Annotated in this window: 12 protein-coding genes; 6 read left to right on the top strand and 6 right to left on the bottom strand. The window is 64.3% G+C overall.

All coding sequences use genetic code 11. The features are described 5' to 3' along the window. Positions 1-5: 5 nt before the first annotated feature. From DPM33_RS27780 to DPM33_RS27760, 5 genes are all read right to left on the bottom strand, one after another. Positions 6-803 carry a phosphodiesterase gene (locus tag DPM33_RS27780; RefSeq protein ID WP_112100599.1) on the bottom strand — a complete coding sequence of 266 codons (798 nt, stop codon included), beginning with the start codon at positions 801-803 and terminating at the stop codon, positions 6-8. A 22-nt stretch (positions 804-825) separates the two neighbouring features. After that, positions 826-1,935: a sn-glycerol-3-phosphate ABC transporter ATP-binding protein UgpC gene (gene ugpC / locus DPM33_RS27775; protein WP_112100598.1), complete on the bottom strand. Its 1,110-nt coding sequence runs from the start codon at positions 1,933-1,935 to the stop codon at positions 826-828. A 10-nt stretch (positions 1,936-1,945) separates the two neighbouring features. Continuing rightward, positions 1,946-2,860, bottom strand: coding sequence for an ABC transporter permease subunit (locus tag DPM33_RS27770; protein ID WP_112100597.1), 915 nt, complete (start codon positions 2,858-2,860; stop codon positions 1,946-1,948). An 8-nt stretch (positions 2,861-2,868) separates the two neighbouring features. After that, entirely contained in the window at positions 2,869-3,753 is an 885-nt protein-coding gene (locus DPM33_RS27765) for an ABC transporter permease subunit (RefSeq protein WP_112100596.1), read from the bottom strand. Positions 3,754-3,833: 80 nt separating this feature from the next. Then, a complete protein-coding gene (locus DPM33_RS27760) occupies positions 3,834-5,186 on the bottom strand; it encodes an extracellular solute-binding protein (RefSeq protein WP_112100595.1) in 1,353 nt (450 codons plus the stop codon). Between the two features lie 241 nt (positions 5,187-5,427). On the opposite strand from DPM33_RS27760, the gene DPM33_RS27755 reads away from it, so the two are divergent. After that, a complete protein-coding gene (locus tag DPM33_RS27755; RefSeq protein ID WP_112100594.1) occupies positions 5,428-6,468 on the top strand; it encodes an endonuclease/exonuclease/phosphatase family protein in 1,041 nt (346 codons plus the stop codon). Between the two features lie 163 nt (positions 6,469-6,631). After that, entirely contained in the window at positions 6,632-9,088 is a 2,457-nt protein-coding gene (locus tag DPM33_RS27750) for a sensor domain-containing diguanylate cyclase (RefSeq protein ID WP_112100593.1), read from the top strand. Between the two features lie 22 nt (positions 9,089-9,110). Here DPM33_RS27750 and tlpA read toward each other — a convergent pair whose 3' ends face one another. Next, entirely contained in the window at positions 9,111-9,794 is a 684-nt protein-coding gene (gene tlpA, locus DPM33_RS27745) for a thiol:disulfide interchange protein TlpA (RefSeq protein ID WP_112100592.1), read from the bottom strand. A gap of 33 nt (positions 9,795-9,827) precedes the next feature. Between tlpA and argH the strand changes: the two genes are divergently transcribed. The 4 genes from argH (at position 9,828) to DPM33_RS27725 (ending at position 13,856) form a co-directional block, all read left to right on the top strand. After that, positions 9,828-11,228 (top strand): argininosuccinate lyase, encoded by a 1,401-nt coding sequence (gene argH / locus DPM33_RS27740; protein WP_112100591.1) that lies wholly within the window; start codon positions 9,828-9,830, stop codon positions 11,226-11,228. 129 nt (positions 11,229-11,357) lie between these two features. Further along, the gene (locus tag DPM33_RS27735; protein ID WP_112100590.1) at positions 11,358-11,564 is read left to right on the top strand and encodes a lipoprotein; all 207 of its coding nucleotides are present in this window, start codon (positions 11,358-11,360) and stop codon (positions 11,562-11,564) included. 52 nt (positions 11,565-11,616) lie between these two features. Beyond that, positions 11,617-12,885: a diaminopimelate decarboxylase gene (lysA, locus tag DPM33_RS27730; protein ID WP_112100589.1), complete on the top strand. Its 1,269-nt coding sequence runs from the start codon at positions 11,617-11,619 to the stop codon at positions 12,883-12,885. 29 nt (positions 12,886-12,914) lie between these two features. Further along, a complete protein-coding gene (locus DPM33_RS27725; protein ID WP_112100588.1) occupies positions 12,915-13,856 on the top strand; it encodes a threonine/serine dehydratase in 942 nt (313 codons plus the stop codon). The last annotated feature ends 81 nt before the right edge of the window (positions 13,857-13,937 follow it).

Below are 13,937 nucleotides of genomic sequence, written 5' to 3'. Positions count from 1 at the left end.
AGTTCTCAACGAACGCGTTCGCCCGTCGCTGGCGACCAGAGCGGCCATTGCTCAAGGAAATCGCAGCTGTGGATGACGACGCGAGCGCCGTCGATCAGGATAATCGAATAGGCGGGCGGCGCCTGCTCGACCACCTCGTCGCCGACCAGGTCGAGCATGAAGCGGGCATGCAGGCCGCGCTGCACCGAGAACGGAATGCCGGCGACGCTGCCGGCTATGTCGCGATGGACATGGCCGAAGAAGATGTAGCGGACATTGCCGTGGCGGGTCAGCACATCGATGAACCGCTGCGGCTGTTCGAGGCCGAGCGGATCGAGCAGCGTGAGCCCGAGCTCGACCGGCGGATGGTGCAGGAAGACATAGGCCGCCTTGCCTGCCGCCTCGGCGAGCCTGGCATCGAGCCAGCCAAGCCGGTCTTCGCACAACTCACCGGTGACGCGGCCTTCCGCCAGACTGTCGAGGAAAACCAGGCGCCCTTCCGGCGTGTCGAAAACCGACTGCACAAAGCCGTTGCCGTCGGTGCCGTTTTCCGGGAAGGCGGCGATGAGATTGGCGCGCCGGTCATGGTTTCCGGGCAGCAGTCGGAAAGGCACGCCGAGCCGGCTCAGCGCCGCCTTTAGGTCGGCATAGCTCTCGGCCTGTCCGTCATCGGTCAGGTCGCCGGTGAAGATGCACAGCGTCGCGTCGCCGTGACGTTGATTGATATGATCGATACAGCGATCGAGCCGCTCATTCAGGTTCGCGCCATAACATATCTCGCGCCGACGTCCGAGATGGACGTCGGTGACCTGGATGATCTTCATGGCATGAACCTCAAATTCAAATTCACAAAATCGCCGGCGCCGGTTCCGGCACAGAAGCCTTGAACACGTCGAGCCTCGCGCCGGATTCCGAGGAAAAGAAATGCAGGTCCGATTCGGCGAATTGCAGGCCGACCGTGCTGCCCGGCTCGGGATGGACAATCTCGGATGTGACCACCGAGAACGGCGCGCCATCGAGATCGACATAGATGACACGACCGGCGCCCAGCTCCTCGATGAGGTCGACCGTCGCCGCGAGCGCGCCCGGCGTGCCCGGCGCCACCATGCGCACCGCCTCCGGCCGGATGCCGACGGCGATCTTCGAGCCCACGGGAAGGCCCGTGCGCGACACGTTGAGCTTGCGGCTGTCGCCGAGCAATGACAACCCGTCGAGCGTGACGGTGCCTTCGAGCATGTTCATCGCCGGCGCGCCGACGAAGGTCGCGACGAAACGGCTTGCCGGCCGGCTGTAGACTTCCGCCGGCGTGCCGACCTGCTCGACGCGGCCGCCATTCATCACCACCAGCCGGTCGGCCAGCGTCATCGCTTCGACCTGATCATGGGTGACGAAGACGGAGGTGGCGCTCAGGCGCCGATGCAGCTTGCGGATTTCGGAGCGCATCTGCACGCGCAGCTTGGCGTCGAGGTTGGAGAGCGGCTCGTCGAAGAGGAACACTTTGGGCTCGCGGATCATGGCGCGGCCCATCGCGACGCGCTGGCGCTGGCCGCCGGAGAGCGCCATCGGCTTGCGGTCGAGCAGGTGCTCCAGTTCCAGGACGCGCGCCACCGCCTGGATGCGCTGGGTGCGCTCGGCCGCCGCAACGCCAGCCACTTTCAGCGAATAGCCGATGTTTTGCGCCACGCTCATATGCGGGTAGAGCGCGTAGTTCTGGAACACCATGGCGCAGCCGCGTTCGCGCGGTTCGAGCTTGTTGACCACCGTGTTGTCGATCGCGATCGTGCCTTCGGATATCTCTTCCAGCCCCGCGATCATCCTGAGCAGCGTGGACTTGCCGCAGCCGGACGGCCCGAGGATGACCACGAACTCGCCCGACGCGAAGTCGAGGTCGACACCGTGCACGACCTGGGTCTTGGCGTAGTTCTTCTTGACGCCGCGGATGGTGATGGAGGCCATTTTTGTCTCCTTATTTTTCGGTGGCGATCAGGCCGCGAACGAACCAGCGCTGCATCAGCACCACGACGATCAGCGGCGGCAGCATGACGATCAGCGTGCCGGCCATGGCGATATGCCATTCCGGCGCCCCGCCGACATTGGGGATGAGCTGCTTCAGCTCGGTCACCGCCATCGCATGCGACTGGTCGGTGGTGATGAGCAGAGGCCACAGATATTGGTTCCAGGCCCACAGGAACATGATGGTGCCGAGAGCCGCCATGTTGTTGCGCGACAGCGGCAACAGGATATCGACGAAAAAGCGCAGCGCGCCAGCGCCGTCCATGCGCGCGGCCTCGGTCAGTTCGTCAGGCACGGTCAGGAAGAACTGGCGGTAGAGGAACGTTCCGGTCGCGGTCGCGACCAGCGGCAGGATCAGGCCGCTATAGGAATTGAGCAGCCCCAGGCTGAGCGAAACCTGCACGCCCGATATCTTCTCGATCAGCCAGGAGAGACCGGTCAGGTCCATGATCGTCTGATAGGGCTCGAGCACGTTGGCGACCACCGCATAGGTCGGCACGATGCGCACTTCGAGCGGCAGCATCAGCGTGATGAAGATCAGCCAGAAGATCAGCATGCGGCCGGGATAGCGGAAATAGACGATCGAGAAGGCGGTGAGCGCCGAGACGATCACCTTGCCGGCTGCGACGCCAAACGCCATGATGAAGGAGTTGAGCAGTTTTGGGCCGAGATCGGCCGTCGTCCACGCCGTCTTGATGTTGATCCAGAAGTCGCTGCCCGGCAGCATCGACATCGGCACGTCGTTGACGTCCTTCAGATTGTGCGAGGCGGCGATCGCCACGATGACGAATGGCGCCACGCAGAATACGAAGCCGACGAACAGGATCAGATGCGTGAAGAAATTGAGGATCGGGGTGCGCTCGACCATGGCTCGCCTCAGCGATAATGCACGCGCCGCTCGATGAAGCGGAACTGGACGATGGTAAGGGCGATGATCAGCAGCATCAGGATGATGCTCTGCGCGGCGGCGCCGGAGTAATCCAAACCTTTGAAGCCGTCGGAATAGATCTTGTAGACCATCAGATTGGTGGCATTGGCGGGTCCGCCAGCGGTCATGATGTCGACGATGCCGAAGGAGTCCTGGAAACTCTCGGTGATGTTGATGACCAGCAGGAAGAAGATGGTCGGCGTGATCAGAGGGAACTGGATGTCCCAGAAGCGCCTGATGACGCCGGAGCCGTCCATTGCCGCGGCTTCGATCAGCGAGCGCGGGATCGCCTGGAAGGCAGCCAGGAAGAAGATGAAATTATAGCCGACATATTTCCACGAGAAGGCGATGATGATCGAGGCCATCGCGTCGGCACTGTCGAGGCCGGGATCCCAGACGCCCGGCCAGAAATGGTTGGCGAAGGCCATGAAGCCGGCTTCGGGGGCCAGGATGAAGCGGAAGGCCATCGCCAGCGCCGGCGCGGCAATGCCGTAAGGCCAGATCAGCACCACCCGATACAGCCAAGAGCCGGCAAGCTGACGGTCGGTCAGGGCGGCGAGCACCAGCGCTATGACCATTGCCAGGCCGGTGCTGATCCCGGCGAAGATCAGGCTTGCGGTGATCGAATTCCAGTAGTCGGCGTTGGCCAGGATCGAGCGGAAATTGTCGAGCCCGACCCAGATGTTGCCGCCGCCCCACGGCTGCTGCAGCGTCAGCGACCAGTAGACCGCCTGTCCTGCGGGCCAGTAGAAGAAGGTGAAGATGAGAAGCAACTGCGGCACCGCAAACAGGATGCCGATGGTCCATCTGCCGAAAGTGACGCGTTTTTCCATCGATCCGCCGACGATGCCTGGTCCGGATATGAAACGGCCGCCCGTCGAGTTTCGGCGGGCGGCCTTGCAAAGTCCACTGCTTACGGCAGCGTCTTGTTCGGATAGGTCTGCTGGAAGCGGTCGAGGATGGCGTTGCCGTTCTTGACCAGCGTGTCGATGCCGTCCTGGACGCTTTCCTTGTTGGCGAAGATCGCCTGCATCTGCGTGCCGAATTCGGCGCGGATCTGGGTGAAGTTGCCGAGGCGGATGCCGCGGGTGATCTCCGTCGGCTCCGAAGCGGTCAGGCTGGCGATCGCCACTTCACGCCCCTTGTAGGGCGCTTTGTCGTAGAAGCCACTGGATTTCATGTATTCGAAGCCGGACTTCGTCACCGGAATGTAGCCGGTGTTGGTCGACCAGAACAAAGCCGTCCTGGGATCGTGGATGAAGTTGAGGAAGGCGGCCGCACCCTTGTATTCGGCATCCGACTTGCCGGACAGAACCCACAGCGAAGCGCCACCGACCAGCGAGTTCTTGCGCTCGGTGCCGGCATAGACCGGCAGCTCGGCGACATCCCAGTTCATGCCTTCCTTCTGCGTCTTGCCGACCGTGCCGTGGTCGCCGACCGAGGTCATGATGACCTGGCAGGTGCCGGTGGCGAAGGCCTGTACCATATCCTGGCCGAGGTCCTTCGACTTGATCTTGATCAGGCCGGCGTCATACCACTTCTTCAGGTCGCCGACGTACTGGACGAACTTGGTCTTGTTCATTTCCAGGCGGGCGTCGAGACCGTCATAGCCATTGTTCTTGCTGGCGATCGGCTGGTCGTGAATGGCCGAGAACTGCTCCATGATCTGCCAGCTTTCGTTGGCCGAGATGTTGATCGCCATCGGGCAGTCATAGCCGGCGTCCTTGAGCGCCTTCAGGTCCGCGCCGACGTCTTCCCATGTCTTCGGCGCCTCGGTCTTGCCGATCTTGGCGAACGCGTCCTTGTTCCAGTACATCAGCGCCGTCGAGGAGTTGAACGGGAAGGACAGCATCTCGCCCTTCGACGTCGCGTAGTAGCGCGCAATGCCGGGGAAATAGTCGCTGTAGTCGATCTTGTAGCCGTTCTCTTCCATCAGCTTGTCGGCGGGCTTGTAGGCGCCCGACAGCATCATGGTGGCGGTGCCGACGTCATAGACCTGGACGACGGTGGGCTGCTTGCCGGCGCGGAAAGCGGCGATCGTGTTCTGCAGCGTGGCGTCGTAATTGCCCTGGCTGGTGCAGACCACCTCATAGTCGGACTGCGAGGCGTTGAAATTCTTGCACAGCGTGTCGACGACGCGGGCGAGATCGCCCGACAGACCGAACCAGAAGTCGAACTTGACCGGCTCCGCAAAAGCAGGAACCGCAAGCGCGGTGCTGAGCGCGCCGGCGGCAAGGGCAGCAAAGCCCCGCTTGATGATCGTCATGGGTTCTTCCCTCTTGAGTGGCAGTATGACAAGGGTTGTGCGCAAGTCCTTGCCCGCTCTCATAGAGAAGGTATGTGACAGTTCTGTTGTGGCCCTGAGGCTCCTGTGGACAGCCAGTCTCTCCTCCCCCGGCAGCGGTCGCGCCGGCATGAAGACGTCACATCGGCGCTCTAGGAAGCTAGGGCGCCCTGAAGCGTCGAAAAGGCCTTCTGTGATTAACCGGCTAAATGGATGGGAAGACATGCTGGTCCCGCAACTCACGCACGTGCCTCTCGCCGAACGCAATGCGATGCGCGACGGCCCGCGCGACAGCGCTACCCACCTGCGCCACGCGGCAACGGTTCCCGCTCTGGGCGAGATCGAGATCGGCGGCAAGGCGTCGCGCGAGAGCGCCTGCGAGAGCCTGACCGTCATGGCCTGGAACGTCGAGCGGCTCCGCTACGTCGATGCCATCGCCGAAACGATCGCCGGCCAGTCGCCGGACGTCGTGCTGCTGTGCGAGGTCGACAAGGGCATGGCGCGCTCCGGCAACGGCCATTTGTTGAGCCGGCTTGCCGATCGCCTAAGCCACTTCTTCGCCTACGGCGTCGAGTTCCTGGAGCTCGGGACCGGCAACGAGGCGGAGCAGGCCGCGAATGGCGGCGCCGAGAACATCGAGGGCTTCCACGGCAATGCCATAACCAGCGCCGTTCCGCTGCTGCGGCCTTTTCTCATTCGCTTCGATGCCGCCGGCGCATGGTTCCTACCGGAACACGGCCAGCCGCGCATCGGCGGTCGCATGGCGCTGGGCGGCCAGGTGATGGTCGGCGACCGCCGGGTCACCGTAGTCTCGGTGCATCTCGAAAACCGCACCGCTCCCACCGGCCGTGCCGACCAGACACGCCATCTGCTCGACGCGATCGACAGATATGACGCCGAAGCGCCGGTGCTGATCGGCGGCGACTTCAACACGCTGACCGCCACCTACCCGGAACGCAATGACGACCCGGCCGCTTGGCGAGCACGCATTGCCGCCGAGCCGGACCGCCTGATGCATCCGGAGCATCATGGGCCCTTGTTCGCGGTGTTGGCCGAGCGTGGTTACGACTGGAAGACAGCCAACGCATTCGACAAGCCCACCCAGCGGCGCGCGGCCGGCGACTTGACGCCCGCCGGCCATATCGACTGGTTCTTCACCCGTGGCCTTGCGGCAAGCGCGCCGGCGACGCTGCCGGCGGTCTTGCCGGATGGCGGCCCGAGCGCCGATCACGAGGCGCTGGTGGTGACGGTGCGGATGAAGTGACGGCGGTCCGGCTCTGCCCAGATTCTGGTCGATCCGGCGCCTAGCCCAGGAAATACAACCCGGAAGGCACGCAAGGGTTGCGGGCTGGATAATCGATTCTTCAGTCGTCCGGCCTAATCAATCACGTTGGCTTGATTGATGCGGGTAGATCAGGTGAAGCAAGATGCTGACCGTCTATAATTGTATCGTGAACGAGCACGATCTGAGACTGGTCGCACTGGCCGCGCTCATTTGCGGAATTTCCTGTTTCTCGGCGGTCAACCTGCTTCGCCATGTCGTGCAATCGACCAGTCGAAACCGGCATGCGTGGCTGCTGATTGCTGCCGCGTCGACAGGATTCGGCATCTGGGCGACGCATTTCATAGCGATGATCGCCTTCACGCCGGGAATACCCAATGCCTACAACGCCGAGCTTTCGGTCGCTTCGCTGGCGATGTCGGTCATTCTGACCACGGCCGGCATGTGGATCGCGACGATGCGCGGCGGCATCGACCACTATCTCGTCGGCGGCGCCGTGCTGGGCATCGGCATTGCGGCGATGCACTATACCGGCATGGCGGCTTTCGAGGTCGAAGGCCGGATCGCCTGGAACCAGCTTTTGGTCGCCGCCTCGTTGGCCTCGGGCATCATTCTTGCGGCACTTTCGCTGCTTGTCGTGCTGCGCCGGCCGTCGACCCGGGCGACGGTCGCCGGCGCGGTCCTGCTGACGCTGGCGATCTGCACGCTGCATTTCATCGCCATGGCCGCAGTCTCGATCTACCCGGATTCCTCGATAGAGATATCGAAATTCACCATCGCGCCGATGTCGCAGGCCTTCGCCGCCGCTGCTGCAAGCCTGATCATCCTGGTGCTGGCCGCCACGGCGCTGTGGATCGATCTGCGTTTCCGCCGCCACAGGATCGAGGCGGAGCGCATGCACGGCCTCGCCAATGCCGCCGTCGAAGGCCTCATCGTCTGCGACGGCAACCGCGTCGTCAGCGCCAATGACAGCATCGCGGCGCTGAGCGGCATCGCCGCCAGCACCCTGAACACGATGACGCTCGGCGAGCTGTTCGGCGAGCGCGTCGCCTCGGCCGTCGCCGCCGGCAACGGACAGGCACAGGAAGCCGATCTGCGCGGCCAGGGCGACAGCCAGATCCCGGTGGAGCTGATCGCCAGAAGCATCGACTATTGCGGCAAGCCGCACCTGGTCGTTGCCGTCCGCGATATTCGCGAGCGCAGGAAGGCCGAGCAGGAGATCATGCGCCTCGCGCATTACGACCCGCTCACCGGGCTTGCCAACCGCCGCAGCTTCGCCAGCCGGCTGGAAGCCGAGATCGCCGCGTCCGCCCCGGATGCCAAAGGCGCCGGCAAGGGCGGCCAGCTGGCGCTCATGCTTCTCGATCTCGACCGCTTCAAGGAAGTGAACGACCTCTTCGGCCACGCCGCCGGCGACGCCGTCTTGCAGAAGGTGGCTCACTGCGCCTCCGGCGTGCTGCGCCAAGGCCAGATGCTGGCCCGGCTCGGCGGTGACGAATTCGCCATCATCGCTCCCAACCTTCCCGACCCGCAGGCCGCCGGCCGCATCGCCGAGGCGGTGCTGGCCGCCCTGCGTCAGGAAAACCGGCTGTCACCCGGCGGCATGGTGTCGGCCAGCATCGGCATCGCACTTTACCCGCTCGATGCCGACGAGCAGGCGGCATTGATCAGCCATGCCGACACCGCGCTCTATCGCGCCAAGGCCGAAGGCAAGGATACTTTTCGCTATTTCGAAGCCTCGATGGGTGCCGAGGCGCGCGACCGGCGCATCATGGAGCAGGATCTGCGCCAGGCGGTGGCGCGTGGCGAGTTCCGGCTCGTCTACCAGCCGCAGAAGGAGATCAGCAGCGGCAGCATGATCGGCTTCGAGGCCTTGCTCCGCTGGCATCATCCCCAACGCGGCGACATTGCGCCTTCGGTGTTCATCCCGGTGGCCGAGGATTGCGGCGCCATCGCCCAGATTGGCGAATGGGTGCTGGTGACGGCCTGCCAGGTGGCCGCCAGCTGGAAAAACCCGCTGACGGTCGCCGTCAACGTCTCGGCGGTGCAGCTCCACAATCCCGATTTCAGCCGCAAGGTGCATGAGGTGCTGTTGCGCACGGGCCTGGCGGCAGGCAGGCTCGAGCTCGAGATCACCGAGACGGCGCTGATCAAGGACATGCCGCGGGCGCTGGCTACCTTGCGCCAGATCAAGGCGCTCGGCGTGCGCGTGGCGATGGACGATTTCGGCACCGGCTATTCGTCGCTGTCCAACCTGCGCGCCTTCCCCTTCGACAAGATCAAGATCGATGGGTCCTTCATCAAATCGGTCGACAGGAACGATCAGGTCGCGACCATCGTGCGCGCCGTGCTTGGCCTGGGGCGCGGCCTCGGCCTGCCGGTGCTGGCCGAAGGCGTCGAGACGCTGGACGAACTGCGCTTCCTCGATGCCGAGGATTGCGACATCGGCCAGGGATATTATCTCGGCAGGCCCGGCCCGATCGAGGCGTTCAGCGAACTGACGGGTGTTCCGGCGGCCGATGCCGGCGTCAAGGCTGCCGAGGTCCGGGGCGGCGGCAGCATTCTGATGCTGCAGCCAGCCGCCGCCGCGCGCTCGGTCTGACAAAATCAGGGTTCTGACAAGATCAAGGCTCGAGCGCCACTTCGACCAGCCGCTTGGCGTCGGGGCTCGACCATTCGGCCGGGCCGTTCATATGCGCGATCAGGCAGCCTTCTGCGTCGATCAGCATCGTCACGGGAAGTCCGAGCGCCAGCCCGCGGGTCTTCGCTTCATTGAACAGCGCGATCGTAGGATCCCGGTAAAAGCCGAGCGTCTCGACGCCGATCTCCTTGAGGAACTTCTTCGGCTTGGTATCGTCGCCGGTGTCGACATTGACCGCGACGACCTCGAAGGCATTGCTGCCCTTTTCCTTCTGCAGCGCATCGAGCGCCGGCATCTCGGCCCGGCACGGCGCGCACCAAGTCGCCCAGAGATTGAGCAGCACCGTCTTGCCGGCGTGGTCGGCAATCGTCATCGGCTTACCATCGGGCCCGTTGAAGGCCAGGCTTTTCAGCGATTGCGGCGGATCGGCCGGTTGCAGCGCCGCGACCTGGCCGACGGCTTTCGCCGCGACGGCCTTGGCCCGTGGGGCCTTCGCCGCGCAGGCGGCATCGTCCTTGCCGGCGACGGCGGCGACCTTCTCCGCGGCATTGTTGCCAGAACCGCTCTCGCTGACATATACCGCGACCGCGCCGGCCAGCACGCCCGCCACCAAAGCGGCGAGGATGAGGCGCGTAGCCGGGAACAAAAATCTACTGCCGTCTGCCATTTTCAAAACTGCTCCGGAGCACGGGTTATAGCGATGAGCGACAAGAAGGCCAGCAACCAGATGTGGGGCGGACGTTTTGCCTCGGGTCCGGCCGCGATCATGGAAGCGATCAACGCGTCGATCGGCTTCGACCGCAAACTCTATGCGCAGGACATAAACGGATCGATCGCCCATAGCGAGATGTTGGCTGAAACAGGCATTATTTCGGCGGGCGATCAAGAAAAGATCGCACACGGGCTGAACACGATCCTGAAAGAGATCGAGGCCGGCAAGTTCGAATTCTCGACCAGGCTGGAAGACATCCACATGAATGTCGAGGCCCGCCTTGCCGACCTGATCGGTCCGGCAGCTGGACGCCTGCACACCGCCCGCTCGCGCAACGACCAGGTGGCGGTTGATCTGAGGCTCTGGGTCAAGCAGGAGTGCCAGCGCGTGGCCGGGGCGCTGAAGGACCTGATTGCCGCGTTCCTCGAACGCGCCGAGGAGCATGCGGCCACCGTCATGCCCGGCTTCACCCATCTGCAGGCGGCGCAGCCGGTGACCTTCGGCCATCACTTGATGGCCTATGTCGAGATGTTCGGCCGCGACCTGTCGCGTGTCCGCGACGCCATCGAGCGCATGGACGAGAGCCCGCTTGGCGCCGCCGCCCTTGCCGGCACCAGCTTCGGCATCGACCGCCACATGACGGCGAAAGCGCTCGGCTTCCGCGAGCCGACGCGCAATTCGCTCGACAGCGTTTCGGACCGCGACTTCGCGCTCGAATTCCTGAGCCTTGCCGCGATCTGCGGCACGCATCTGTCCAGGCTGGCCGAGGAGATCGTCATCTGGTCGACGCCGCAATTCGGCTTCATCCGGCTCTCGGATTCGTTTTCCACCGGTTCCTCGATCATGCCGCAGAAGAAGAACCCGGACGCCGCAGAGCTGGTGCGTGGCAAGGCCGGTCGCGTCAACGGCCACCTGGTTGGCTTGCTGACGGTGATGAAGGGCATGCCGCTGAGCTACGGCAAGGACATGCAGGAGGACAAGGAAGCGGTCTTCGACGCCGCCGAGACGCTGGACCTGATGCTGGCCGCGACCGCCGGGATGGTGCGCGACATGACCGTCAACGCCGCCGCCATGAAGAAGGCCGCCGGCGCCGGGCACGCCACCGCGACCGACCTTGCCGACTGGCTGGTGCGCAATCTCGGCCTGCCCTTCCGCGAGGCCCATCATGTCACCGGCCGCGCCGTGGCGCTGGCCGAGGAGAAGAAGGTCGGGCTGGAGAAGCTCTCGCTGGAGGACCTGCGCTCGATCCATTCCGGCATCACCGACGACATCTTCTCGGTGCTTGCCGTGCAGAATTCGGTGAAGAGCCGCACCAGCTTCGGCGGCACCGCGCCGTCGGAAGTGCGAAAGCAGATCCGCTACTGGAAAAAGCGGCTCGCCAAGGCTTAATGCATGTCGCCCAGAAGTGTGCATCGGTTCTGGGACAACGACACGCATCAAAACAATTGCCGGGATGCAAAGCGCCGAAAACTCGGCTAAAAGCGGCGGCACGACAAACAGTTTCGAACGGATGGATCGATGACCCGTAGCAGGATTTTGGTGACGCTCGCTCTACTTGCGGCGGTTGTCACCGTCACGGCCTGCGGCAGGAAGACCGGACTCGACACGCCGTATGAGGCGGCGGAGCAGGCGCGCAAGGATGCCGAACGCGCCAAGCAGCCGGTGCCGCCAGAGCCGGAGAAACCGGTCAAGGACAAGAAGTTCATTCTCGACCCGTTGCTTTAGAGCTTATGAGCACCCGATCTCATCGGGCTCCAACTTTCCGGAACCAAACCTCGTGAACCATTTCGATTACCGCGACGGCGTGCTCCATGCCGAAGACGTCGCGATCCCCGATATCGCGGCCGAGGTCGGCACGCCCTTCTACTGTTATTCGACGGCGACGCTGACCCGGCATTTCCGCGTTTTCAGGCAAGCTTTCGCCGGCCTCGACGCGCTGGTCTGCTACGCCATGAAGGCGAACTCCAACCAGGCCGTGCTGAAGACGCTGGCCAGGCAAGGCGCGGGCGCCGACGTGGTCTCGGAAGGCGAGTTGCGCCGCGCCTTGGCCGCCGGCATCCCGGCCAACAAGATCCTGTTTTCCGGCGTCGGCAAGACCGCGCGCGAGATGGATTTCGCGCTAGCCGCCGGCATCCTCTGCTTCAACGTCGAATCCGAGCCTGAGCTCGAACTTTTGTCGGCACGTGCCGTGGCCCTCGGCAAGGTGGCGCCCGTCTCGCTGCGCATCAATCCGGATGTCGACGCCAGGACGCACAAGAAGATCTCGACCGGCAGGGCCGAGAACAAGTTCGGTATCCCGTGGCAGCGCGCGCGGCAGGTCTATGCCCGCGCGGCGCAACTGCCGGGCATCAAGGTGACCGGCATCGACACCCATATCGGCAGCCAGATCACCGAGCTGCAGCCGTTCGACGACGCCTTCGCGCTGCTGGTCGAACTGGTCGGGGCGCTGCGCGCCGACGGCCATTCGATCGAGCATGTCGATCTCGGCGGCGGCCTCGGCATTCCTTACCGCGTCGACAACAGCCCGCCGCCTCTGCCCGACGCCTATGCCGAGATCGTCAGGAAGCACGTCACCAAGCTCGGCCTCAAGGTGATGTTCGAGCCGGGCCGCCTGATCGTCGGCAATGCCGGCATCCTGGTGTCGCAGGTCATCTATGTGAAGGAAGGCGACGCCAAGAACTTCCTCGTCGTCGACGCCGCCATGAACGACCTGATCCGGCCGACGCTCTATGACGCCTTCCACGACATCAGGCCGGTAGTGCAGCAGCCCGCCTCGACGCCGCGCATGAAGGTCGACGTCGTCGGCCCGGTCTGCGAGACCGGCGACTTCATCGGCCTCGACCGCGACCTGCCGAAGCTCAAGGCGGGCGACCTGATCGCCGTGTCCACCGCCGGTGCCTATGGCGCGGTGCAGGCCGGCACCTACAACACCAGGCTTCTGGTGCCGGAAGTTCTGGTCGACGGCGACCGCTTCCATGTCGTGCGGCCGCGCCAGACCTATGAAGATCTGATCGGATTGGATTCGATCCCTGACTGGCTGAAGTAGCAGAGCGGCGACGCTTTAAGGAGCAGGCCATGATTGAGAAAAAAACGATCACGCGCGAACGCATCGCCGCCGTCGAACCGCGCATCCGCCAATATGTGCGCCACACGCCGGTCATGCAGGTCGACATGGCGGATTTCGGCCGGCCCGCCTTCGCGCTCGATCTCAAGCTCGAATGCCTGCAGCATTCCGGCTCCTTCAAGGCGCGCGGCGCCTTCACCAACCTGCTCGAGCGCCAGGTGCCCGAGGCCGGCGTGGTCGCCGCATCCGGCGGCAACCATGGGGCCGCCGTCGCTTACGCCGCCATGAAGCTCGGCCTCAAGGCCACCATCTTCGTGCCCGAGGTCAGTCCGCCGGCGAAGCTCGCGCGCATTCGCGGCTACGGCGCCGAACTGGTGGTCGGCGGCGCCCGTTATGCCGAGGCGCTGGCTGCCAGCGAAGACTTCGCGGCCAGCACCGGCGCCCTGCAGATCCATGCCTTCAACCAGGAGGAAACGCTGCTCGGCCAGGGCACGCTCGGCCTGGAGATCGAGGCCGATCTACCCGAAATCGAAACGCTGCTGGTCGCCGTCGGCGGCGGCGGCCTGATCGGCGGCATCGCCGCCTGGTTCGCGGGGCGCATCCGCATCATCGCCGTCGAGCCGGAAGGCGCGCCGACGCTCTACCGCGCCCTGGAGGCCGGCCAGCCGGTCGATGCGCCCGCCGAAGGCATCGCCGCCGATTCACTGGCGCCGAAGCGGGTCGGCGAAATGATGTTCCCGATCGCCGAGGCTTTCGTCGAGCGCTCGATCCTGGTCAGCGACGACGACATCATCGCGGCGCAGAAAGCGCTGTGGGACCGCGTGCGAATCATCGCCGAGCCGGGTGGCGCCGCGGCCTTCGCCGCGGTGCTTTCCGGGCGTTATGTGCCGTCTGAGGGCGAGCGCGTGGCGGTCCTGGTCTGCGGTTCCAACACGAATCCCGCCAATTTCTGATCATAACCCGGCCAAACCGCTTCACGTTTTTGGAACCCGCCTCGCCTTTGCCGTGTTTGCTGGTATCCTCCTGGTGATGAC

The sequence above is a fragment of the Mesorhizobium hawassense genome, assembly GCF_003289945.1.
In the GTDB taxonomy this organism is placed as follows: Bacteria; Pseudomonadota; Alphaproteobacteria; order Rhizobiales; family Rhizobiaceae; genus Mesorhizobium; species Mesorhizobium hawassense.
The sequence above is the reverse complement of the archived record's forward strand: the minus strand, read 5'-3'. Positions and strand labels throughout refer to the sequence as shown.

Coding starts and splice junctions, on each gene's coding strand:
- DPM33_RS27780 (WP_112100599.1), bottom strand. CDS start 803: ATGAAGATCATCCAGGTCACCGACGTCCATCTCGGACGTCGGCGCGAG.
- ugpC (WP_112100598.1), bottom strand. CDS start 1,935: ATGGCCTCCATCACCATCCGCGGCGTCAAGAAGAACTACGCCAAGACC.
- DPM33_RS27770 (WP_112100597.1), bottom strand. CDS start 2,860: ATGGTCGAGCGCACCCCGATCCTCAATTTCTTCACGCATCTGATCCTG.
- DPM33_RS27765 (WP_112100596.1), bottom strand. CDS start 3,753: ATGGAAAAACGCGTCACTTTCGGCAGATGGACCATCGGCATCCTGTTT.
- DPM33_RS27760 (WP_112100595.1), bottom strand. CDS start 5,186: ATGACGATCATCAAGCGGGGCTTTGCTGCCCTTGCCGCCGGCGCGCTC.
- DPM33_RS27755 (WP_112100594.1), top strand. CDS start 5,428: ATGCTGGTCCCGCAACTCACGCACGTGCCTCTCGCCGAACGCAATGCG.
- DPM33_RS27750 (WP_112100593.1), top strand. CDS start 6,632: ATGCTGACCGTCTATAATTGTATCGTGAACGAGCACGATCTGAGACTG.
- tlpA (WP_112100592.1), bottom strand. CDS start 9,794: ATGGCAGACGGCAGTAGATTTTTGTTCCCGGCTACGCGCCTCATCCTC.
- argH (WP_112100591.1), top strand. CDS start 9,828: ATGAGCGACAAGAAGGCCAGCAACCAGATGTGGGGCGGACGTTTTGCC.
- DPM33_RS27735 (WP_112100590.1), top strand. CDS start 11,358: ATGACCCGTAGCAGGATTTTGGTGACGCTCGCTCTACTTGCGGCGGTT.
- DPM33_RS27725 (WP_112100588.1), top strand. CDS start 12,915: ATGATTGAGAAAAAAACGATCACGCGCGAACGCATCGCCGCCGTCGAA.